19 protein-coding genes, 1 tRNA gene and 1 pseudogene are annotated in these 20,578 nt (G+C 62.9%); 6 read left to right on the top strand and 15 right to left on the bottom strand.

The annotated features are described in order from the left end of the window. Positions 1–13: 13 nt before the first annotated feature. On the bottom strand, positions 14–976 hold the full coding sequence (locus RR42_RS25700; RefSeq protein ID WP_043357922.1) for a chromate resistance protein ChrB domain-containing protein: 963 nt from the start codon (positions 974–976) through the stop codon (positions 14–16). A 722-nt stretch (positions 977–1,698) separates the two neighbouring features. Between RR42_RS25700 and RR42_RS25705 the strand changes: the two genes are divergently transcribed. The 4 genes and pseudogenes from RR42_RS25705 to RR42_RS25720 all read left to right on the top strand — a co-directional run bounded on the left by RR42_RS25705 (position 1,699) and on the right by RR42_RS25720 (position 3,673). After that, positions 1,699–2,013, top strand: coding sequence for a hypothetical protein (locus RR42_RS25705; RefSeq protein WP_043354147.1), 315 nt, complete (start codon positions 1,699–1,701; stop codon positions 2,011–2,013). Positions 2,014–2,193: 180 nt separating this feature from the next. Continuing rightward, positions 2,194–2,556, top strand: a pseudogene (locus RR42_RS25710) (ATP-dependent Clp protease proteolytic subunit); the annotation flags it as partial. Between the two features lie 189 nt (positions 2,557–2,745). Beyond that, positions 2,746–3,198, top strand: a complete 453-nt coding sequence (locus RR42_RS37930; protein WP_052494968.1) for a hypothetical protein — start codon at positions 2,746–2,748, stop codon at positions 3,196–3,198. A 55-nt stretch (positions 3,199–3,253) separates the two neighbouring features. Beyond that, positions 3,254–3,673, top strand: a complete 420-nt coding sequence (locus RR42_RS25720) for a hypothetical protein (RefSeq protein WP_201777387.1) — start codon at positions 3,254–3,256, stop codon at positions 3,671–3,673. A 21-nt stretch (positions 3,674–3,694) separates the two neighbouring features. Here the strand turns inward: RR42_RS25720 and RR42_RS25725 are convergent, their stop codons facing one another. Genes RR42_RS25725 through RR42_RS25740 form a run of 4 tightly spaced genes read right to left on the bottom strand, consistent with a single transcriptional unit; the run spans position 3,695 to position 8,788 of the window. Continuing rightward, positions 3,695–4,360 (bottom strand): DUF2894 domain-containing protein, encoded by a 666-nt coding sequence (locus RR42_RS25725; RefSeq protein WP_043357925.1) that lies wholly within the window; start codon positions 4,358–4,360, stop codon positions 3,695–3,697. 43 nt (positions 4,361–4,403) lie between these two features. Further along, positions 4,404–5,051: an OmpA family protein gene (locus RR42_RS25730; RefSeq protein WP_043354157.1), complete on the bottom strand. Its 648-nt coding sequence runs from the start codon at positions 5,049–5,051 to the stop codon at positions 4,404–4,406. Continuing rightward, positions 5,048–8,035 (bottom strand): DUF802 domain-containing protein, encoded by a 2,988-nt coding sequence (locus tag RR42_RS25735; RefSeq protein WP_043354160.1) that lies wholly within the window; start codon positions 8,033–8,035, stop codon positions 5,048–5,050. Before RR42_RS25735 ends, RR42_RS25730 begins: the two co-directional genes overlap by 4 nt. Positions 8,036–8,044: 9 nt before the next feature. Further along, a complete protein-coding gene (locus tag RR42_RS25740; protein WP_043354163.1) occupies positions 8,045–8,788 on the bottom strand; it encodes a DUF3348 domain-containing protein in 744 nt (247 codons plus the stop codon). A 299-nt stretch (positions 8,789–9,087) separates the two neighbouring features. Here RR42_RS25740 and RR42_RS25745 point away from each other — a divergent pair. Beyond that, positions 9,088–9,162: transfer RNA gene (locus tag RR42_RS25745), tRNA-Thr, on the top strand. A gap of 155 nt (positions 9,163–9,317) precedes the next feature. On the opposite strand, the gene RR42_RS25750 is transcribed toward RR42_RS25745, so the two are convergent. From RR42_RS25750 to RR42_RS25760, 3 genes are read right to left on the bottom strand one after another with little or no spacing between them, the layout of a single operon-like run. Beyond that, positions 9,318–10,139 carry a DODA-type extradiol aromatic ring-opening family dioxygenase gene (locus RR42_RS25750; RefSeq protein ID WP_043354167.1) on the bottom strand — a complete coding sequence of 274 codons (822 nt, stop codon included), beginning with the start codon at positions 10,137–10,139 and terminating at the stop codon, positions 9,318–9,320. 25 nt (positions 10,140–10,164) lie between these two features. After that, complete coding sequence (locus RR42_RS25755; protein WP_043354170.1) at positions 10,165–11,022, bottom strand: IclR family transcriptional regulator; 858 nt, start codon at positions 11,020–11,022, stop codon at positions 10,165–10,167. Between the two features lie 48 nt (positions 11,023–11,070). Beyond that, complete coding sequence (locus RR42_RS25760; RefSeq protein ID WP_043354171.1) at positions 11,071–12,201, bottom strand: FAD-dependent monooxygenase; 1,131 nt, start codon at positions 12,199–12,201, stop codon at positions 11,071–11,073. Between the two features lie 216 nt (positions 12,202–12,417). On the opposite strand from RR42_RS25760, the gene RR42_RS25765 reads away from it, so the two are divergent. Beyond that, positions 12,418–12,678 (top strand): hypothetical protein, encoded by a 261-nt coding sequence (locus tag RR42_RS25765; RefSeq protein ID WP_144409951.1) that lies wholly within the window; start codon positions 12,418–12,420, stop codon positions 12,676–12,678. Positions 12,679–12,876: 198 nt separating this feature from the next. Here RR42_RS25765 and RR42_RS25770 read toward each other — a convergent pair whose 3' ends face one another. From RR42_RS25770 to RR42_RS25800, 7 genes are all read right to left on the bottom strand, one after another. Continuing rightward, a complete protein-coding gene (locus RR42_RS25770) occupies positions 12,877–13,257 on the bottom strand; it encodes a VOC family protein (RefSeq protein WP_043354174.1) in 381 nt (126 codons plus the stop codon). A gap of 101 nt (positions 13,258–13,358) precedes the next feature. Then, positions 13,359–14,465, bottom strand: coding sequence for an S-(hydroxymethyl)glutathione dehydrogenase/class III alcohol dehydrogenase (locus RR42_RS25775; protein WP_043354175.1), 1,107 nt, complete (start codon positions 14,463–14,465; stop codon positions 13,359–13,361). 81 nt (positions 14,466–14,546) lie between these two features. Next, positions 14,547–15,362 carry a TauD/TfdA dioxygenase family protein gene (locus RR42_RS25780; protein ID WP_043354176.1) on the bottom strand — a complete coding sequence of 272 codons (816 nt, stop codon included), beginning with the start codon at positions 15,360–15,362 and terminating at the stop codon, positions 14,547–14,549. A 373-nt stretch (positions 15,363–15,735) separates the two neighbouring features. Continuing rightward, positions 15,736–16,407: a TetR/AcrR family transcriptional regulator gene (locus RR42_RS25785; RefSeq protein WP_236702196.1), complete on the bottom strand. Its 672-nt coding sequence runs from the start codon at positions 16,405–16,407 to the stop codon at positions 15,736–15,738. A 347-nt stretch (positions 16,408–16,754) separates the two neighbouring features. Next, positions 16,755–19,001: a xanthine dehydrogenase family protein molybdopterin-binding subunit gene (locus RR42_RS25790; protein WP_043354180.1), complete on the bottom strand. Its 2,247-nt coding sequence runs from the start codon at positions 18,999–19,001 to the stop codon at positions 16,755–16,757. Then, entirely contained in the window at positions 18,979–19,425 is a 447-nt protein-coding gene (locus RR42_RS25795) for a (2Fe-2S)-binding protein (RefSeq protein ID WP_043357927.1), read from the bottom strand. The genes RR42_RS25790 and RR42_RS25795 overlap by 23 nt, the downstream gene beginning before the upstream one ends. Positions 19,426–19,465: 40 nt before the next feature. Continuing rightward, a complete protein-coding gene (locus RR42_RS25800) occupies positions 19,466–20,545 on the bottom strand; it encodes a porin (RefSeq protein WP_043354182.1) in 1,080 nt (359 codons plus the stop codon). Positions 20,546–20,578: the final 33 nt, after the last annotated feature.

A 20,578-nucleotide genomic window follows, 5' to 3' on the forward strand; every position in this document is an offset into this window, starting at 1 on the left:
GGTTCGGTGACGGCTAGCGTTTCCGGTTATTCAAAAAGTGGGCATGCAGGGAATCCAGCACCAAGCCGATTTCGGCCAGCAGCGCATCGTCGTCGGCTAGCCGCTCGCGGGCGCCGGCCAGAATCGCCTCGAACCCGCTCGCTTCAGGGACCGTCGGGCCGCCGACATCCAACGCGTGGACCATTCCCGCCAGACGCTGCAATCCAGTGTCCGCGTCAAGGCCAAAGCTCGCTAGCAGCACTTCGAAGGAAACCTTCTCGCCGACATGGGTGAAGGTCGCCCCGTCGTAGTCAAAGCCCAACGCGTCTGAGGGGCAATCGCCGGGGCTTTCGAGCCACAGGAATCGGGCGTGGGGGTCAATAAAGCGCTGGATTAGCCAGGCGCAAGCCACCCGGTCGACCCAAATATGGCGGCGGGTGGCCCATAGCCGTCCCTGATACTGTGTGGGGTCACGCCGGGCGATTGACCCGGAAGCGAGATGCGGTTCTCCCGGCGACAGGATCGTTTCAACGGCGCCCGTGAAATCTCGCCACTGCGCTTCAGCACGCAAGGACGCCTCGTTGGGAAAGAAGTCGACCTTGCGGATCGCTTCATAAATGCGTCCAAGCCGTCGCAGCAAGCGGTTGAGTTCGGCCTCACTTAGTCCGGAAAGGGTCTGGCGGGCTTCCGAGACAGATGCAAGGAGTTCGGCGTATTCGCTCGCTCGGTCGAACAGTGCGCGATATGCGGCGGCGTCGTCATCCTGATGGGGATGCACCGTCAACAGCCATGCTTGGCCGTCCTGCTGCTGCGTTTCGTCGGCCAGCTCGCGGAACTGCTCCACCTGTTCTGCGCGGGCAGGCAGCAGATAGGCTCCGTCGCGCAAGGCGGCTCCGCCTAACGCCTTGAGGGTGCGCCAAATCCGCATGCGTGCAGTCGCGCCCGATGTGGGAAGGCTGACAATCAGCAGGATCCAGGAGTCTTGAGGTGTGGTCATGGAAGGCAGCATAGGGAGACATCGCACAGGTTTCAATGATGTAGAGATCATTACAAAAGTTCGTGCGATTATGGGATTTTGTCCCAGAAATCTTGATGGATCTATCCCTCGAGTGCCGACTGCCAGCGCGCAAAGCCATCGTGGTAGCCGCGCGGCGTGCGCGCCGGTTTTGGCGTGGTAAGTACTTGTCAGTGGGAGAGTAAGGCTGGATCAGATCACGTCTGATGCCATGCTGGGTGCGGCAAAAGGCAATCTGAGTTCCGAACTCTGGCGTTCGGGGTGTTCGCCGGCAAGTCGTCGGCGATCGCGGGCCAGAACCGTCGGACATCCTCAATCGACGCCGGAAACGTACCCTGCGCTATGTTTCTGGAAGTGGCGAGATCCAGGAAATGCTGCATCACAGCATTTCCACTAAAGGCGGACACCCGGCGTACGACAAGCGCACTGAAGGGCGAGTGTTTGCACCACGCGATTGGACGGCCAGTCGACGGCATTCCGCATGAACACGCACCTCGGACCGTACCGCGTGAGGTCGGGGTTCCGTTCGGTTGCGGTACAGACAGTCGCCAACAAGAAGTGCAACCGCTCCACTCCATCGCGTGCTCCCCAGCTTTCATGCTATTCGATCGGCCAGTGGATATATCTTCCATCGCGCCGCACCGAATATGCTTCCAACGGGCTATGCACTCGAGCCACGCAGCTAAAACCACGGAAAAGTGGATATGCGTAGATTCTCGACTTTCTTGTGCCTCGCACTTTCAGCGGGCACCGTGTTTGCCGATGATGTGCCAAAGGTGGATATTCGCGGAGTGATTGTCGTGACCAAGCCTGCTACCCGTGCTCAGGGATTTGACTTTTCTGCCCAACGCATCCGGATGATTCAGCTTCCAAACGGCAAGCAGCGGATTCCCCTAAGGGAGTTCATGCTGACGTACTGCCAGGGGAAATACTCGAACGAGACGTGTGCACGAGGATCAAAAATTCTCAGCATCGACAGTTCGTCGGGCCCGCGTGAGCAGTTGCCGGCGGACCTCTGATCCAAGGAACGGGCATGGCATCGAACATTCCACGCCCCTACCACATAGCCGTCGATGTGATGGCGGTGGTAATGGGTGCGATTACGGCTCGGGCAGCCTATGAGAGGCTTGGAGAAGGTCTCACGCCCACCCCTCATGAGGGGTGCCACTGAAAGCGGGTCATTGATCAGTTTCTTCATCGTGATGTTCCTGAACGGTGAGGTCAACGATGCGGTATCCGCATTGGTCTGTGCGCGACTCCTGCTCCTGGAAGCCGAGAATCCGGCGAAGACGATCCATCTCTACATCAACTCGCCCGGTGGGGTCATTACCAGCGGTCTCGCCATGCATGACACCATGCGATGCATGAAGGCGCCGGTGCATACGCTGTGCATGGGAGCCGCGCGCTCCATGGGCTCGTTTCTGCCGATGGCCGATGAGCCAGGCGAAAGGGCGGCGCTCCCCAATGCGAGTCTGCACGCCCATCAGCCGCTGGGCGGTTTTCAAGGGCAGGCCTCGGATTTCCTCATTCATGCCGAGGAGATGCAGCGGACCAAGCGCAGGAATGGGGGCTGATCGACCGCGTTCTCACGCAACGGGAGCTGACATCGTTGCGGTGAGCGAGCGAGCCGAGCTTCCTGGCGCTGGCCGGGGCAGCTTCGATCTTGATGTGGAAGGACGACAGTTGTCATCGCCGCCTGTAAACTGGCGGCATGCCTTGCACTGCCTTCCTTCCCACAGGCATGCCGCGCCTTGCGGGCGATCATGGTTGCGCATGTGGGGGTGCCGGCGAGCGAGAAGCGAAAACGGTTACCGCCTGACGACAATTTTCGTGATCCGGGGCTGGCGTACTCCCTCGCGCGCGCAGTTGCGAGGCAGCCTGGCCGCGCGACAGTGGCGCTGCCGGGAACGCATCAGCTACACACTCAACGGAGAGTAGACATCGAAGACATCGCGTTCGGCCTCGGCCTGCTTGTGGGGGGCATCTCCGCAACCGTGGGGAGCGTGCGGCTGCGCTCGGTAATATGGCGCGTGGTGTTGCCAGCCAGCATGGCAATTGCAGCATTTGCCGCTGCGACCATCTGGGGGCGGCCGTACTCTGGCCTTCTGGTTCTATTCGTCAGCGTGGCCACCGGCAGTGGCTATCTGATCGGGATGCTGGCAACGTTTTTTACGCGGCGCGCCATCCATCGAAGGACGGGTTGACGCGCGGCGCTGGCTTGCGAAGCGCCGCCAATCGCCATGGGCAAAGACTAGATAGATGACCAAGCAGACAGATCAAGCCATGCCGGGCGTTTCACTCTCCATCCGTTTTCTGTTCGCCTGCTTTTTTTTGGTTGCGACAGCCAATCACGTGCGGGCGGATTTTCAACATGGCTTTCTCTGGGACCACGGCTATGGGAATGGCGCGTATTGGGCCAGCCGGGTGTTCTGGGGCGCGCTGACGATTGTCGATCCCTTGGCGGCACTGCTTCTTTTCATCAAACCAAGGGTGGGCATTGCGCTCACCGCGGCGATCATCATTGTCGACGTCGTTCACAACACGTTTTACGTCGCATTGAATCGGCAATGGCTCGAGCCGTTCTATCTTTCGCAGGTGGCGTTCCTTCTGGCGGTGCTGCTGCTCTCGCCTGTGGCGTGGCATCGTACGGCTCGCAGTGATGAATCAAGCCGATATTGACCCGCCGTTCCCCAAACTGCGCTAGCGTGGCCTGCCGCGAGCGCTCGGCTTGATGCTTCCTGCGCGCGGCGCGTCTTTGCCCGCCATGGCGCCGCCGCCGTTCATCTGCTCCATCCACGACAAGGCGTCAACGTACGACAAGAACTGGTGGAGATATTCAGGCGACAGTTCACGCATCAGGCAGAGCGAGCGATGCACGAGGCGGCTCGAATTGAGCGGGCCGGCGTTATCGGGCACCTGCTCAAGCGACTGCCGTAACCGTCGATCGGTGCTGACCCTGGACCAGGTGTCCCGGAAGTAGCCGAGCACCTCCATGTCTGGTAAGGACGCGCGGCGGGGCATGCCAGCAATCGCCGCGGGGGGGGCGCCGCGATCCGACGGCGCCGGGATGGCGAGGTAGTTGACCAGTCCGGCCAGCGGCCCGCGAGGGGGAGCGCCTGGCAATGCCGTGCCGCCGACATCGCCGCTCTTGCCGTCTTTGCAACCGGCGCTTTCAAGATCGCCGGCATAGGCTTCGAGTAGTTTGGCCAGCCTGCCATCCAGGATGTGTCGCGCATCGCCGCTGTGGGCGGCTGCGCGTCGGGCCAGCGCCTCGATGAATCGAAAGCGGACAGGATTCAGGCGATCGGCGCCACGCGCGCGCCATGCGTCGAGCGTGGCAAGGGCGTCGCGGCTTTCGCCACCAATCTCGCCACCAATCTCGCCGCAAGTCTCGCCACTGATCTCACCACTAATCACGCGGCTTCCCCGTTTCGTTGGACGGCCTTGGGATCGGCGCTATTTCCACGCGCCGGTTCTTGGCTCGTCCTTCGTCGTTGGCATTCGAGGTCACGGGCTGCTCGGCGCCGAAGGCGGCCGCAAACACCGAGGAGGGCGGCACGCCCTCATCGATCAACGCGCGGGTTACCGTCAGCGCGCGCTGGGCGGACAGCTCCCAGTTGTCGGCAAAGCGGCGGTTGGCCTCGCGCATCTGGCGGTCGTCGGTAAATCCGCTCACCATCAGGATCTCCTCGCGGGCCTGGAGGTAAGCGGACAGCGGCGCGGCCAGGCTCTTCAATACCTCCCGGCCTTCGGGCTGCAGCTGATCGGAGTTGAGGGCAAACAACACGCTGCCCTTGATGCCGATGCGCCCGTTGACCAGCGTCACCCGGCCCGCCGCCAGCGGGCCAGCCAGCGCTTGCTCAAGGGCCTCGCGGCGATGCTTTTCCACCTGCCGCTGCTTGACCTCCTCCTCCAGCCTGGTCGAGAGCTCCAGCTGCACGCCGATGACGCTCACCAGGATCAGCACAAAGGCGCCCAGCAGCACCGACATCAGGTCGCCGAAGACGGCCCAGATCGGCACGGCCGGCTCCACGCCGGCATCGATCTCTTCGCTCATGCCGCTTCAGCGCTGGCGGGCGCCCGCTGTCCTGCGAGATGTTGCAGGTTTTCGACGATCTGCTTTTGCGACAGCATGCTCAGGTCGATGACTTCCCGGGCCTGAGCGACGTAATAGGCAAGCTGTTCGTCGCTACGCGCGACGGACTTGTCCAGTGCGGCTTCGATGCGCTGCAGGTGAGCCACCAGCTTGTCGTTCGACTCGCCGAACAGCTGCACCGCCATGCCGAAGGCTTCGCCCAGGCTTGCCACCTCGACGGCGCTGCCGGTGACCTGCGCGGCGACGGCTTCCAGCTTCCCTGCTTCGGCCTCGACCTTGTCGGTGAACCGGGTGCCAACACGATCCAGCAGATCCGCCGTCGTGCCTACCAGCGCGTCGACGGCCGTGCGCTGCTCGGTGGAGGCATGGTTCACGGCATCGAGCAGGGTTTGCAGCGTTTGCAGCAAGCGGCCGCGCTCCTCCAGCATCGCGTTGTCGCGGACCATGCTGTCGGAGAGCTTCTGGCGCAGTTCGCCAATGACATCGGCGGCTGCCTTGGGGGCTTCCGAAGCGGCTTGCACGAGCTGGGCGATCTCGGCGATGGTGTTGCTGGCGTGCGCCTGCGTCTGGGCCGAGATGTCGCGCGCGGTCTGTGCCAGCGTGTCGCAGACTTCCTGCTGCCGGCTGACGTTGTGCGTGCCTGCCTGCTCCCACTCCTGGCGCAGCGTTGCGGCCATCGCGCCGAGCGTATCGGTCCAGGCCGCCAACCGTTGCTGGTCGCGCGCAGCCAGTTCCGCTTGCAGGTCCGCATGCGACTGGCCCACGGTGCGCACCAGCGACGCCGAGTGTTGCTCGAACGTCGCCGCGGCCGCCGCCAGGGCGTGCTGGTTGTCGCCCGCCAGTTTTTCGCTGACGCGTTCATGCTGGGAGAGCGCATTGTTCCACGCTTGCGACATGCCGCTTGTCGCGCTTTCCAGGCGGGCGGAGACGCTTTCCAGCAGCTTGGGGGCTGCCGAGGCGGCTTGCACGAGCCGGTCGATCTCGGCGACGGTGTTGCTGGCGTGCGCCTGCGTCTGGGCCGAGATGTCGCGCGCGGTTTGTGCCAGCGTGTCGCAGACTTGCTGCTGCCGGCTGGCGTTGTGCGTGCCTGCCTGCTCCCACTCCTGGCGCAGCGTTGCGGCCATCGTGCCGAGCGTATCGGTCCAGGCCGCCAGCCGCAGCTGGTCTCGCGCAGCCAGTTCCGCTTGCAGGTCCGCATGCGACTGGCCCACGGTGCGCACCAGCGACGCCGCGTGTTGCTCGAACGTCGCCGCGGCGGCCGCCAGGGCGTGTTGGTTGTCGCCCGCCAGTTTTTCGCTGACGCGCTCGTGCTGGGAGAGCGCGTTGTTCCATGCTTCCGACATGCCGCTTGTCGCGGTTTCCAGGCGGGCGGAGACGCTTTCCAGCAGTTTGGGGGCCGCCGAGGCGGCTTGCACGAGCCGGTCGATCTCGACGAGGGTGTTGCTGGCGTGTGCTTGCGTCTGGGCGGAAATGTCGCGCACGCTCTGCGCCAGCGTGTCGCAGATTTCCTGCTGCCGGCTCGCGGTGTGCGCGCCCGTCAGTTCCCACTCCTTGCGCAGCGTCGCAGCCAGCGTGCCGAGCGTCTCGGCCCAGGCCGCCAGGCGCTGCTGGTCGCGCGCAGCCAGTTCCGCTTGGAGGTCCGCATGCGACTGGCCTACCGTGTGAACGAGTGCCGTCGATTGCTGCTCCAGGCTCGCCGCGGCAGCCGCCAAAGCGAGTTGATTGTCGCCCGCCATTTTCTGGCTGACGCGTTCGTGCTGGGAGAGCGCGTTGTTCCAGGCCGCCGACAGGCTGCCGGTCGTGGCTTCCAGGCGGGTGGAGACGCCCTCCAGCAGGCCTGCTGAGCGTTGCTCGAAGGTGTCGGTGAACCGGGAGAGCGAGGTGCGCAGGTCCTGGGTCAGCGCTTCGCTCGATCGCTGGTGCCCCGCCAGCGCATCGTTCCAGATGCCCGCCACGGTGGTGGTGGTCGCCGCGAAACCGGTCGACAGGCCATCCAGTTGCCGCTGCACGGCCTGCGTGACGGTGTCTTGCAGCGCGGCCGTCCCGCGCGCGAGGCTCGCCATGGTGGCCTCCACCGCCGGCTGGAGCGCCGCACCGGCGGCGCGGGCGCTATCGGCGACGCTCTCTTTCAAGGATTGCTCCACCGAGGAAGCCAGGCGGGTGTACGCGGCCTCGGCCTTGCCGTGGAAAGCGTCCTGGCTGGCGAGCTGGCGCTCGTGCAAGGCCAGGCTTTGCTGTTCCATGGCCGCCATCATGGCCTGCAGCCGATCGACCAAGGTGGGCATCACCTCGGCCTGCCGCTGCAGGAGCTTGAAGGTTTCCTCGCGCTGGTGGGGCAGCGAGTAGATGCGCAATGTCGTTGCGATCCTGGCGTCGAGCCTCTGCGCCGCTTGCGTGCGCTCGCGGCGGCACAACGTCGAAAGCAGCCCCAGCATCGCGGAGGTGGCCACGCCCGCGACCGAAGTGCCGAATGCAAATCCCAGGCCCTTGACCGGCGCGGCCAGCGAGGCGCGGATGGCCTGCAAGTCCGTGGCGCTTTCCAGCGCCATGCCGGTGCCTTTCAGGGTGGCCACCATGCCCAGGAACGTACCCAGCATGCCAAGCAACACCAGCAAGCCCACCAGATACGGCGTGAGTGACGGCCCCGGCAAGCCCACGCGCTCACCTTCAATGCGCAGGCGCGCCGCATTGCGCAGGCTCGCAGGCAATAGCGCCAGCCAGGCATCCAGGCTGGCCGGCGGCTCGGACAGGCCATCTATGGCCTGCGCCAGGGTGGACGTGGCCTGGTGATAGCGCCGCAGTTCGAGCGCGCCTGCCACGTAGCAGGCGCCAATCAGCATGGTGACAGCCAGCGCCAGGGTGTTCGAGCCGGCGTAGCCGACACCGATCCAGCACACCGCGGCCAGGCCGGCCAGAAAAACAGCGAAATTAAGATATCTGGACATGGCGTCCTGTTAGCTGGAGCGAAGGGCGGCAAGCAGCCCCTCGACCGGTTGAAAACGAATATCCAGTTCGGCAAGCAGTACGCTGCGCATATCCCTGCGGAACACGTCCAGCCATGCGCCGGACGTGACCGCCGCGGGCTCGCCCGAGGCCTGGGCGTCGGCCAGCGCTACCTGCTCGGCCTGGCGCAAGCGTGCGAAGTGACCTTCCAGCAATGCCGGCACGCCACCAAGCAGGCTGCGCTCGCGCGCACCCAGTGCCCCCTCCATGACGGCGTCCACCGCTGCGAGCTGCGACAGGGCGGGTGTCCTGGCGGCCAGCATCGCCCGCAGGCGGCCGCGCAAGCTGCCGATATCGGTCTCCATCGCCTGCTGCATCGCGAAATAACGCTGACGATAAGTCGCGTAATCGACCGCTGCATCCATGGAATCTCCCTGGGCAGGCGCTTGCGGTTGCCCGCGCCGCTTGGCGGAGGCAACAGCGCTATCGCCTGCGATGGCATTGGCCAGCGCGGTTCGCACGCGGTCGCACGCCAGCGCCTCGGCGCTGCCGAGGGCGCGCGCGCCGGGGGCTACCGACGGCGGGTTGCCGTTCAGGGCCGTGGACAGCCCGATGGCATCGGCCCAGCCGAGCCACTGGCTCAGTCGGTCCGAGAGCGATTGTCTGGGTTCGGGAACATCGACGTCCGCAAGGCGCGCAAGCAAGCGAATGAGCGTCGGGCCGCTGCAACCTGTGTGCTGTGGAGCTTGCACCATACCGGCTGAATCAAAAACCCTGCAGTTTACACGCCGGCGAGGGGTGGACCTACCGCATTTCGCTTTGAATTGCGAATACCCACGCAGAGTCACATCGGAATCACATGCCGCGAGATTTTGCGGCCGGAACAGAGATGGAAACTTTCGCGATTAAGGGGTTGCCGAGCAGGGTCGATTAGTCCATAATGCAGTCCATTGATTCGGCGGGAACTCAAAAAATTCCTTAAAAATCAATGGGTTAGAGTGATTTTTGGTGGTAAGGATAAAGCAGTAAGGTAGTAAAGCAACGCGTAATCGTTGCCCATGTGGCTCAGTGGTAGAGCACTCCCTTGGTAAGGGAGAGGTCGGCAGTTCGATCCTGCCCATGGGCACCATGTCTTTTCCCCATGTCCCCATGGTTCGCGTTCTTCGCGCGGGCTCATCAAGCTAGCTGGCGCCGACAAGCTGTCCCTCCCGGCCCACGCCACTTTCGCCAATGCGGAATCCCCGCACCGGCTGCCTGCAAGTTTCACATTTCACGTTTCAGGTTTCAGCTTCCCCCGAACATAAAGCTCGACACGGTGATGCCGCCGGCGAAGTCGTCTTCGTGGTAGACGCGCGTGGCAATGTCGTCTTCGGCCGCGCCCACGGCTACCATCAATGGCAACAAGTGCTCTTCTCGCGGATGGGCCTGCCGGGCGGCGGGCGCGCTTTCCCAGCCCGTTAGCGCGGCAGTGCGCTGCGCTGGGGTGGTTGTCGTCAGCGCTTGCTGGAGCCAGGCATCGAATGCGGCCGATGGCGCTTTCCCGGCTGGGCCGAATGCGCGCAGGTTGTGATAGCTCAGCCCGCTGCCCACGATGAGGATGCCTTCGTGGCGCAGCGGCGCCAGCGCGCGACCGAGTGCCAGATGCGTTTGCGGATCGAGCCCGCGCTTGAGCGAGAGCTGCACGGTCGGCATAGCGGCGTCGGGATAGATGGCGGCCATCGGCGCAAACATGCCATGGTCGAAGCCGCGCAGCGGATCGAGCCGCGCGGCCAGGCCGGCGTCCTCGAGCAAGCCTTGCACGCGCGCGGCGAGCTGCGGTGCGCCCGGTGCCGCGTACTGAATCTGGTAGGTGTAATCCGGGAAGCCGTAGTAGTCATAGATCATGGGCGGCTTCGGGTTGGCCATGACCGTGAATTCCGGCTCTTCCCAGTGCGCTGAAATCATCAGGACGGCCTTGGGTGCAATGCCTGTGCGTTGCACCAGCTGGGGCATCTGCTGCAGCGCGGCCTTGAGCTTGTCGTAGCGGCCGCCCATCTGGTCTTCCATCCAGGGCCAGGGCCCGCCGCCATGCGAGATGAAGAATGTGGGGAGTGCAGGCGTTGTCATCCGGGCGTCTCCTGTTGACGTGGTGTCAGTGTGGGTGGCGCTGCCCGGCGGCGTAGCCGAGCAGGCCGGACAAATCGCGCGCGGCGCGCTTGACCTCGCGCTCCACGCGTTCGCGAAGATCAGGGGCGCGCTCGAAACGGATGTCCGGGCCGGCCACGCTGATGGCAGCCACGGTGGCGCCGCTGGCGTCGAACACGGGCGCCGCGCAAGAGTCGATGCCGGGCTCGAACGCCGAGAAGCTCCAGGCGCAGCCCCGCTCGCGGTCGGCGGCGAGGATGTCGCCCAGGCGGGCATACGTGGCCGGGCTTTGCCCGGTGACGGTCGTCAGCGGTTCCTCGCCGAGCCTCTCGCGCAGCGTGTCTTCCGGCAGGCCGGCAATCAGCATGCGGCCGGGCGTGGTGAGGTGCGCCGGCACCCGGCTGCCAACCTGGATATTGCTGACCAGCGAGGTCTGCGGCATATCGCGCAGCAGGTAGAGCACGTCGCCGCCATCCAGCACGCCGAGATAGGCGGAGAGCTGCAGCGATTCGCTCAGGGCAGCCAGCACGCGCCGCGCAAAGACGGTGAGATCCTTGCCTGCCAGCACCTTTGCGCCCAGCTTGAGCAGAGCGAAGCCTGCCTGGTGGCCGCCCTGCGGCAGCCGCTCCACCATGCCTTCGTGCTCCAGCGTGGCGAGCAGGCGCATCACGGTGACGCGGTTCACGTCGATGCGCCGGCCGACTTCGCTCAGGTTGGCGGTGGAGCCGCCTTCCGCGATAAAGCGCAGCAGCCGCATGGCGCGGATCACCGGGCTGACCAGTTGCGTCTTGTCTTCGTCGCCGCCGGGATCGGCGGCATCGCTTGCGTCGGGCACGGGCTGGTTCAGCCTGGGGTTCTTGCTCATCGGTTCCGTGGAAGGGTGGGCGGCGAGGTCAGCCTGCGGACTTGGTGCTTAGCCGAGGGCTACCTGCCAAGCGTTGTAATCGTACACCCAGTCCGCGTTGCCGCCCTCCTTGAGCCAGGCGTTGCTGCGCGAGCCGATCTGGATGCGGCTGGTGCGCTCAAAGCGCGCAGCCCGGTAGCGTGCGAGCGCGCCGGGGATGTCGTCGCCATTGGCTTCGGCCAGGCACCGCGCCAGTACCACGCCATCCTCGATGGCCATGCCGGCGCCTTGCGCCATGAAGGGCATCATCGGGTGGCAGGCGTCGCCCATCAGCGCAACGTTGCCGGCCGACCAGGCAGGCAGCGGGTCGCGCACGTAGAGGGCGGAGATCAGTACGTCGTCGCAGGCATCAAGCAGCGCACGCGCTTCGGCATGGAAGCCAGCGTAGGCTGCGCGCACGTCTTCCACGCGGCCCGGCGTGGTCCAGGATTCGTTGCGCCAGGCTTCCTGCGCCACCGTGGCGAAGATAAAGATCTCGCGCCCGCGGTTGAGGGGGAAGGTGACGATCTGCGAGGTCGCCTCCGGGCCCCACCACTTGGTGAAGGCCTGCAGGTTCGGCACGCCGGCAAGGCGCTCGGCGGGCACCACCGCGCGGTAAGCCACCACGCCGGTGAAGACCGGATGCTCGGGCCCGAACAGCGCGGTGCGCACGGCCGAGTGGATGCCGTCGGCACCGATCAGCACATCCACGTCTTCCTGCGTGCCATCGGCGAAATGCAGCGTGGCACCGGCGGCATGCCGCTCGATCTGCGTCGCCTTCTTGCCAAGCTTGACGCAGGCCGCCGGCAGGGCGGCTTCGAGCGCGGTCATCAGGTCGCCGCGGTGCATGGTGAGTTGCGGCGCGCCGTAGCGGATCTGCGCCTCGTCGGACATGGTCAGCCGCGAAGTCTCCTCGCCGGTGTTCCACACCCGGCTGATGCGGTGGCTGGGCCGCGCGGCGGTCTCGCGCAATGCCTCGCCCACGCCCAGCCCATCCAGCGCGCGCACGGCATTGGGCGTGAGGTTGATGTCCGCGCCGACCCGCGCGAAGCGCGAGGCTTGCTCGAACACCACCACGTCCTTGCCGAGCTTACGCAGCGCAATCGCCACAGCGAGTCCGCCGATGCCGGCGCCGTTGATGCCAATCTTTTGTGAAGCCATGGTGCTTGTTCCTCTGGAGTCGCCTTGGTGTGGGCCCGGGTGTGCGCCTCGCTGCTCAGCGGCTGCGCTTGCCGGCGTGTATGTTCAAATATGAACGTAGTGTTCATAAAAGAATATAAAGGCGAGATGGGGATGTCAATCCGAGGGTTTACGCGGGGGAGCGAGAAAAGAGGCCGCATTGGGGCCTCAGGGGGGATGTGGAGCAGGGACGCCAGGATGGGTGTTGAATACAGGATCGTCGTTGACCTGCCGTCAGACGTCAGAAGGCAGAAGACATCGCCGAGAAGATTCTCGGCCGTGCGGGAGGCAGGGCAGGCAAGAAGAGTTCCTCCGGTTTTGATTTCAGGTCGCCAGCGCTTCCAGGCGGAGATGGAAAGCGTGCTGCCCCGGCAGCGCCTGTTCAGCCAGTATGGTCTGGCGAGTCCGGTGCTGGCAAAAAAGCAGTCGTTGGCGCTGCAGGCGAGCAGTCCGTCCTGAGCGCGCAAAGCGCGCCAGGAAAGGCGCGAAACGAGAGAGAAACCGGCTTGAGTCGAATCATCTCTCTCGCATGACGAAAACCCAGGTCATTGTGGCCGGACTACGCGCGTTCACGCGTAGTCCGACGACTGTCTGCTCGCTGCCGGAAGGCCGCCCATCCGGGCAGGACAGGCGAGACCCCATGGCACGGGATTCTATTTACATAGCCTCGAAGCAGTAAGTGCAGATCTTGTTCCCATCGGGGTCTCGCACGTAGGCCGCGTATGACGTCGGGGTAAAGTTTCGCGGACCAGGTTGTCCTTCGTCCTTGGCCCCGAGCTTGAGGGCGGCCTGATGGAATTCATGAACCGCGGCACGGGTCGGCGCGGCAAAGCTGACGGTGCCGCCGTTGGCGTATGTCGACGGTAGCCCATTGCCGGGCTTTGTGACCATGAATTCAGGACCCTCGATACCCCAGAGCGAGGCCGTATCCATGCTCATGACTCGCTTGATTCCGAGTGTCCCCAGTACCTCATCGTAGAAGGCGCGTGCGCGGTCCAGATCGTTGGTCCCAACTACAACGTGCGTAAAAATGGTCATTTCCAATGCTTCCGTGGTTGTCAAAAAGAAGAGTTGTATCTGGCGAGCCTGGACTGCGGCACACCCTATTGCTTCAAAGATCGCTCCCGCATGGCGGGCATTCAGTACAGCACGACCGAGCGGATCGACTCGCCGCGCTTCATCAGGTCGAAGCCCTCGTTGATGCGCTCCAGCGGCAGGGTGTGGGTGATCAGGTCGTCGATGTTGAGCTTGCCCTCCATGTACCAGTCGACGATCCTGGGCACATCGGTGCGCCCGCGCGCGCCGCCGAAGGCCGATCCCTTCCATTCGCGCCCGGTCACCAGCTGGAACGGGCGGGTGGAGATTTCCGCGCCGGCCTCGGCCACGCCGATGATGATGGACTTGCCCCAGCCCTTGTGACAGCACTCCAGCGCCTGGCGCATGACCTTGGTGTTGCCGATGCACTCGAAGGAGTAGTCGGCGCCGCCATCGGTCAGTTGCACGATATGGTCCACCACGTTCTCGACTTGGTTCGGGTTGATGAAATGCGTCATGCCGAACTTGCGCGCCATGGCTTCGCGGCCCGGGTTCAGGTCCACGCCGATGATCTTGTCCGCGCCCACCATCCTGGCCGCCTGGATCACGTTCAGGCCGATGCCGCCGAGGCCGAACACCACCACGTTGGCACCGGCCTCCACCTTGGCGGTAAACAGCACCGCGCCCACGCCGGTGGTCACGCCGCAGCCGATGTAGCAAACCTTGTCGAATGGCGCGTCCGGGCGGATCTTGGCCAGCGCGATCTCCGGCACCACGATGTGGTTGGCAAAGGTGGAGGTGCCCATGTAATGGAAGATCGGCTTGCCATCGATGGAAAAGCGCGAGGTACCGTCGGGCATCAGGCCCTTGCCCTGGGTCGAGCGAATGGCCTGGCAAAGGTTGGTCTTGCGCGACAGGCAGAACTTGCACTGGCGGCATTCCGGCGTGTAGAGGGGGATCACGTGGTCGCCCGGCTTGAGCGAGGTCACGCCCGGGCCCACGTCGGTGACGATGCCGGCGCCTTCGTGGCCCAGGATGGCCGGGAAGATGCCCTCCGGGTCGGCGCCCGACAGGGTGTAGTAGTCGGTATGGCAGATACCCGTGGCCTTGATCTCCACCAGCACTTCGCCGGCGCGCGGGCCGTCCAGGTCGACTTCTTCCACGGTCAGCGGGGCGCCGGCTTTCCAGGCGATTGCAGCTTTGGTTTTCATTGTCACTAATTTCAGTTGGACGGACCGGATCTGGCGGACCGAAGTGGTTTGCTGAAGGAATTCGAGTTCGCACTCAAGTGGTCAGCGAATGGCGACGCGATGCATTCGGCGCGGTTCGGGGTGGTAGTCGTTGACCGCGTAGTGCTGCGTGGCAAGGTTGTCCCATACGGCAACCGAGCCTTTTCTCCATCGGAACCGAACCTGCCATTCGGGAACTTTCGCCAGGCCGCTAAGAAAGGAAATCAACGCACGGCTCTCGTCATTCGTGACGTCGCGAATATGGGTTGTATAGAGCGAATTCACGAAAGCCACCGGTTTTCCGGTCACGGGATGGTCAAGAACCACCGGCTGCTCCAGAGGCGCATATTTCTCGCGAGCCGCCTTGTACAGCCCACCCGTTGCATCCCGCTTCCTGAGGTTGTCTGTCAGTGCCGGGGCCTCCCAGTTGTGGACCGCGCGCAGATCGCGCAAGTACATTTGCATGTTCGGAGCCAGCGACTCGAAAGCGGAGGTCATGCTGGCCCACATGGTGTCACCGCCGGTCTCGGGCACATCCACGGCGTACAGGCATGCACCAGCAGGCGGCGACTCTTGCCAGGTCAGGTCCGCATGCCAGATGTCCGTTCCTGTCCGTGTTCCTTGACTGACAAGAAGCTCGACATACGGATTCTCGGGATGCGCGGGAAATGTCGATGAAACCGCTTCCACGCGCCCGAAGATCTTGGCGAATCGAACCTGCGCTTCAGGCGTCAACTCCTGATCGCGAAAGAAGATCACCTGGCGTTCTGCGAGAACGGCGCGCAGGTCATCGGCACAACTGTTGACTTGATCGGCGTCGGCCAGATTGATTCCATGAATCTCGGACCCGATCGCCGGTGTCAGATTGTCGATTTTCATATGATGTCTCTTCCTTTTGATTTAGACGAAGTCCGTGCTGTATGTCGATGATCCGGCGAGCTGGAAAGCGCCAGTCGCGCGACGCGCTGCCAGGACCAAGCGTGGGGCGCAACTTGCGTGCCGGCTCCTCAGCACTTGTGCCCGACCGGCAATCCGTCTGCGGGCAAACGACTGACTGAGTTTAATTGCCATATGTGGCAATTAAACTCAGTTTAGTGCGTAACGGGAAGTTCCGTCAAGAGATATTGATTGAGGGGGAGGGGGCTGAGCGGGTTCAGCGAGGTGCTCAACGCGCCAACCGCGGAAGTGGCAAGTGCGCGAGCGTGCTGAGCGGCAATCCAGGCGCCTTGGCGTGCAGCGTAGCTTTCCAGGCTTATGGCTTTGTGCGCTCGGGCTGTTGATCGATCGCGTCCGCGAGCATGCGCGAGACGAACTGGAGATAGGCATCTACTTGCTGCTCGCATTCCTCCCCGGTCCCGAAGAGATGATGGAGCAGCGGTTGCGCGCTCGGAATGAATGCAGACACACTCAGTATCACCAGGTGAAGGAATCGGGCATCGACCTTCGCCCCCTGCGCATCCTCGAGAATCATGTCGGTCAGTTCCAAGCCGCGCTTGGTGATGCGCTGCAGCGCGCTTCCCGCAGGGTTCTCTTCGGTAGCGTCCTCCCCGTAGTAGATCTCGCCAAGCGCCAAGCGCTCGAAATACGGATGCTCGCGCATGAATTCCAGGCGTAGCAGAAGGCGCTGGTGTACTCGCTCACGCACCGAGCCTTGCATACGCATCACGACTTCCATGCGATCCTGCAATTGCCCCATCAGGCATTCCGTCACCTCGCGAAGCAAACCGTGGAGATCGCCAAAATAGTAGCGAACCAGCGTTCTGGCCACCCCGGCCTTCGCCGCCACCTCAAGCACCGTGAGTTGTTCTGGCGCCCTTATCTTCAGCAATTCCACAGTGCTCTGAATGATTGCCTGCTTGCCGACCGTGTCTTCACCTGTTGGTCGCCCGCTGACACGACGGCGCGCTTTGTCGGCAGTGGACACGGTACGCTTCAGTGGAATTTTCGTTGCCATATTGCTGGATGTGATCGCGAATCGAGGACGGGCACGGAGGCCAGAATACACGGCGTAGCGAGCCTGGATGCCGGATGGGCGTACCTTGCCGGATTCCGGTGCATCGGTGCACGTGTTGGCGTGCAGGAGCGCTCGCGCGCCAAGGCATTCTATCAACACCGCGACGTGAAGTCTTCATTACTCCGCCCGCGCCGGACGCGCGGGCTCAACGCGGCATGCCTTGCCGGCCCGCCCAGCGAATGCAATGGCGGTAAGATCGATGGGGGGGCGGCGCTCATACCGGCTACGTCCCGTAGCCGGCAGCCATACGCGTGGCCTCAGACAGACTGAGGCAGGGGCATGGACCGGAATCGCGTCCCTGTCGCATGGAACATGGCACTCGCTACGGCCGGCGCCGTCGGTCCGAGCACAACCTCGCCACAGCCCTGGGGCGGCCTGTCACTTTCAAGAATGGTAACTTCCACGTTCGGCATCTCCGCCAATTGCAGCAGCGGATAGTCGTGGAAGCTACTTTGCCGGATGGCTCCTTTGTCAAAGGTGAGCTCGCTTTTGAACGTATTGGTCAGCGCAAAGCCAATCCCGCCCTCCATATTGGCCTTGATCAGCCCCGGGTTGACCGCGCGCCCCGCATCGACTCCGCAGACGGCTCGCTTCAGCTTGACTCGCCCCTGCACGACCTCAAGCTCGATGACCAAAGCGACGTAGGTCTGAAAGCCCTCTCCCCGCCCCGTGTAGACATTGAATGCCATCCCGCGAAAAACTCCCGGGCCCGCCTCGCGTTCCCATTGCGCGGCCTTCGCTGTCGCATCCAGCACCCTAAGCGCCAGTGGCTGCTCGGCAAGCAGTTTTCGTCGATATTGGTAATCGTCAGCGCCCGCCGCATGAGCAAGCTCGCTGACGAAGCTCTCCAGGAAAAACACACTTGACGTACTGCCGACACTGCGCAGGAAGCTCAGCGGAATGGGTTGCTTGACATCGACCGCATCGACGAGGAGATGCGGCACACGATAGATCAGGTCGTATATCGACTCGACCATGGTCTCATCCCATCCACCGACCGCGGCCATCTTGTCCTGCTTGATCACACCGTACAGGGACTGGCCGGAAATCCTCGCATGCAAGGCAAGCGGCATCCCGCCATCACCCAGCACTGCACGAAAGCGGCCTGCGGCACCGGGCCGATAGTATGAGTGCCGCGTGTCATCCTCCCTCGAGCGGATAACCTTGACGGGCTTGCCGACAGCCTTTGAGGCGGCTGCCGCATGCAACGCGAAGTCAGGCAGGTATTTCCGGCCAAAGCTGCCGCCGAGATAGACTGTGTGGACGGTCACCTTGTCCGGGGGCAGTCCAAATGCCTTCCCCAGTTCCCCGCGAAGAAAATCCTGTCCCTGGAAGGGACCCCAGGCCTCGATCTCCCCTTCGCGGACATCGACGGTGGCGACGACCGGTTCCATGGTGGCATGCGCGACATATGGCGTGTGGTAGTCGGCGGAAACAACGACACGCTTGCCCGGTCCGTTCAGGATTTCTTCCGGGTTTCCGATCCTTCTCGCCACGGGAGCATCCTTGCTATCAAGCCCCTCGACGAATTGCTTGCGGATCAGGTCGCTCGATGTATTTCGTGCCGCACCGGCGTCGAACTCGATATCCAGCGCATCCAGGGCCTGCTTGGCAGTCCAATAGGAATTGGCAACAACGATTACCGTGTTGCGCGTGGGCACCGGCCACAGTGACGTGACCACGATGGCCTTCACGCCTTCGCGCTTGCGAATCTCGGCTTCGTTGCGAATGCGCACGATGCTACCCGTCACGCTAGGCGCCATGCGCACCGCGCCGATCAGCATGCCCGGCACCTCGACATCCATCCCGAAGACCGCACTACCGTCCACTTTCGGCGGTGTGTCTACACGACGGAGGTTCTTGCCGATCAGCGAATGCTCCGAGGGCACCTTCATCCTCGGATGTGGATTGATGCGCAGTTTGATGGCATCCGCAACCACCTCGCCATAGCCGATGCTGCGCCCGGTTGCGGGGTGAATCACACGCCCCGTTCGGGTCGTGCATTGGGACGAGCGGACCCCCAGCCGCTGCGCACCCGCGCGCAGCAGCACATCCCGGGCTTGCGCGCCGGCGAGGCGCATTCGCTCAAAGAAGTAGGTCATGGACATGGAAGCGCCGGTGTATTGCTGCAGCGGCTCGTCCCCGGCATCGTTCCGATATGCGTCTCGCGCAGTGACGAATTTGACCGAGATGTTCTCCCAGTCTGCATCCATCTCGTCCGCGAGCACTTGCGGCAATCCTGTATAGATGCCCTGGCCGAACTCACACTGCGACACGCCGATGATGGTATGGCCGGATGGCTCGATCCAGATCCAGTCGCTGACCTCGACCTCCGCGGCGGGCGTCCCGGAGTGCTTCTCGGACAATGAGTACACGACCGGTATGGCCAGGCTTCCTGCCGCGGGGATCGCGAGAAGTGCCACGGCGCTTTTCAGCAAGCGGCGGCGTTGTGGTGACTTCACATCCGAGCTTTCGTTGCTGTCATTTCTTTGAAGCGGCGTCATGGATGGCCTCCCGAATTCGGTGATAAGTCGCGCATCGACACAGGTTCGTCATTGCCTGGTCGATCTGTTCATCTGTAGGTTTCGGATAGTTTTTCAACAGTGCGGCAGCGGACATGATCATCCCTGACTGACAATAGCCGCACTGCGGTACATCCTTCTCGATCCATGCCAGCTGGATCGGATGAGATCGGTTCTTCGACAGTCCTTCAATCGACGTTACGGTTCTGCCGGTAACGTGCTTTACTGGGACCGAGCACGAGCGTACCGGCACGCCATCGAGGTGTACTGTGCATGCGCCGCACATACCAATACCGCAACCAAACTTCGTGCCCGTCAGCTTGAACTGTTCGCGGATCACCCACAGCAACGGGGTCTCGACGTCACCGTCGAACGTGACTTGCCTGCCATTGAGGTTGAACTTCACCAAACACCTCCACCAAATTTGCGCGCCATCGCAGGCACTTTCAGAATGAAGTATGAATACCGGCACTAACCACTGACTGGTTACGTCCGGAGGAGATACCCACAACGTTCATTGCCGCGACGCCATCGACCGCATGTTGGTACGTCCACAGCGCGTACAACTGCGTGCGCTTCGATAGGTAATACATGCTGCCAAGATTGAGTTGATGCCACTTTGTCCTCTCGAATTTGCTGAACGAGTAACCAATATTGACGGCTGTTGCAGGAGTCGCTTGCCAGCTCAATCCAAGGTCGGCAGCATTCATCGTGCCCTGGGACATCCCCACTCTTAGTGTCGAGCGCGAATACAGCGCATTGACGGAAATCGGCAGGGTCTCCAATCGATAACCGCCACCAATCCCTCCCGCCTTGAATGAATCGATCGGAAGGGCTCTGCCGGCGGCAAGGCCTTGACCCATGGCCTGCGCGATTCCGGTTGTGCCATTGATATCAAACGCGCGCCCATTGGCGTCGGTGTATGCAATTGCAAGGTTCAGTCTCGCGCCTGCATACGTGCCCGCAAAGCTATACGTGCGGTTTGCGCTTCTGTCTCCCGGTACCTCGCCGAGGCCATACATTGCACTGGCCTGCATGCCGCCAAAGACTGGTGTGCGATAGGTAATCGCATTGTCTACCGGGAACTGACTCGAAAGCCCATCCAGGTTGCCGGGGTGGTACAGATAGAAATTGAACAACTGGTAGCCGTTGCTCCACTGCCCAAGCTTGTCTGCCGTGAAGTCGACTTGCCTGCCGAGCTTGACGATCCCCAGTTTGCCTTCGAGCCCAATCCATGAAGCACGGTTGAATAGCTTCCCCGCTGCGATCATCGAACCACTGTCGGTGAGGAAGCCGTTTTCCAACTGGAACAGTGCCTTCATTCCTCCACCGAGGTCCTCTGTTCCGCGGATCCCAAAAAGGTCTGGCTGGGAGATTCCGGCATCCATGCGCACTGAGCCGTGGCCTTGGATATTGCTGATCCATGGGACGGATTCATCCATGCTTCCATACAGGGTTAGTTGACCCTGTGCGAGCGCCGCGTTCACACAACCGAACGTCAGCGCCAAGATAACTCTGAGTTTCATTCGATAGCCTTATGTGGAGAATTCGGTCTTCCT

It is taken from the genome of Cupriavidus basilensis (genome assembly GCF_000832305.1).
GTDB classification, from domain to species: Bacteria; Pseudomonadota; Gammaproteobacteria; order Burkholderiales; family Burkholderiaceae; genus Cupriavidus; species Cupriavidus basilensis_F.

Excerpts from the sequence above, each read along its gene's own strand:
- RR42_RS25765 (WP_144409951.1), top strand. The coding sequence starts at position 12,418 with ATGGGTGTTGAATACAGGATCGTCGTTGACCTGCCGTCAGACGTCAGA.
- RR42_RS25720 (WP_201777387.1), top strand. The coding sequence starts at position 3,254 with ATGACCAAGCAGACAGATCAAGCCATGCCGGGCGTTTCACTCTCCATC.
- RR42_RS25760 (WP_043354171.1), bottom strand. The coding sequence starts at position 12,201 with ATGGCTTCACAAAAGATTGGCATCAACGGCGCCGGCATCGGCGGACTC.
- RR42_RS25700 (WP_043357922.1), bottom strand. The coding sequence starts at position 976 with ATGACCACACCTCAAGACTCCTGGATCCTGCTGATTGTCAGCCTTCCC.
- RR42_RS25740 (WP_043354163.1), bottom strand. The coding sequence starts at position 8,788 with ATGGTGCAAGCTCCACAGCACACAGGTTGCAGCGGCCCGACGCTCATT.
- RR42_RS25755 (WP_043354170.1), bottom strand. The coding sequence starts at position 11,022 with ATGAGCAAGAACCCCAGGCTGAACCAGCCCGTGCCCGACGCAAGCGAT.
- RR42_RS25770 (WP_043354174.1), bottom strand. The coding sequence starts at position 13,257 with ATGACCATTTTTACGCACGTTGTAGTTGGGACCAACGATCTGGACCGC.
- RR42_RS25735 (WP_043354160.1), bottom strand. The coding sequence starts at position 8,035 with ATGTCCAGATATCTTAATTTCGCTGTTTTTCTGGCCGGCCTGGCCGCG.
- RR42_RS25780 (WP_043354176.1), bottom strand. The coding sequence starts at position 15,362 with ATGAAAATCGACAATCTGACACCGGCGATCGGGTCCGAGATTCATGGA.
- RR42_RS25775 (WP_043354175.1), bottom strand. The coding sequence starts at position 14,465 with ATGAAAACCAAAGCTGCAATCGCCTGGAAAGCCGGCGCCCCGCTGACC.
- RR42_RS25750 (WP_043354167.1), bottom strand. The coding sequence starts at position 10,139 with ATGACAACGCCTGCACTCCCCACATTCTTCATCTCGCATGGCGGCGGG.
- RR42_RS25790 (WP_043354180.1), bottom strand. The coding sequence starts at position 19,001 with ATGACGCCGCTTCAAAGAAATGACAGCAACGAAAGCTCGGATGTGAAG.
- RR42_RS25730 (WP_043354157.1), bottom strand. The coding sequence starts at position 5,051 with ATGAGCGAAGAGATCGATGCCGGCGTGGAGCCGGCCGTGCCGATCTGG.
- RR42_RS25800 (WP_043354182.1), bottom strand. The coding sequence starts at position 20,545 with ATGAAACTCAGAGTTATCTTGGCGCTGACGTTCGGTTGTGTGAACGCG.
- RR42_RS25705 (WP_043354147.1), top strand. The coding sequence starts at position 1,699 with ATGCGTAGATTCTCGACTTTCTTGTGCCTCGCACTTTCAGCGGGCACC.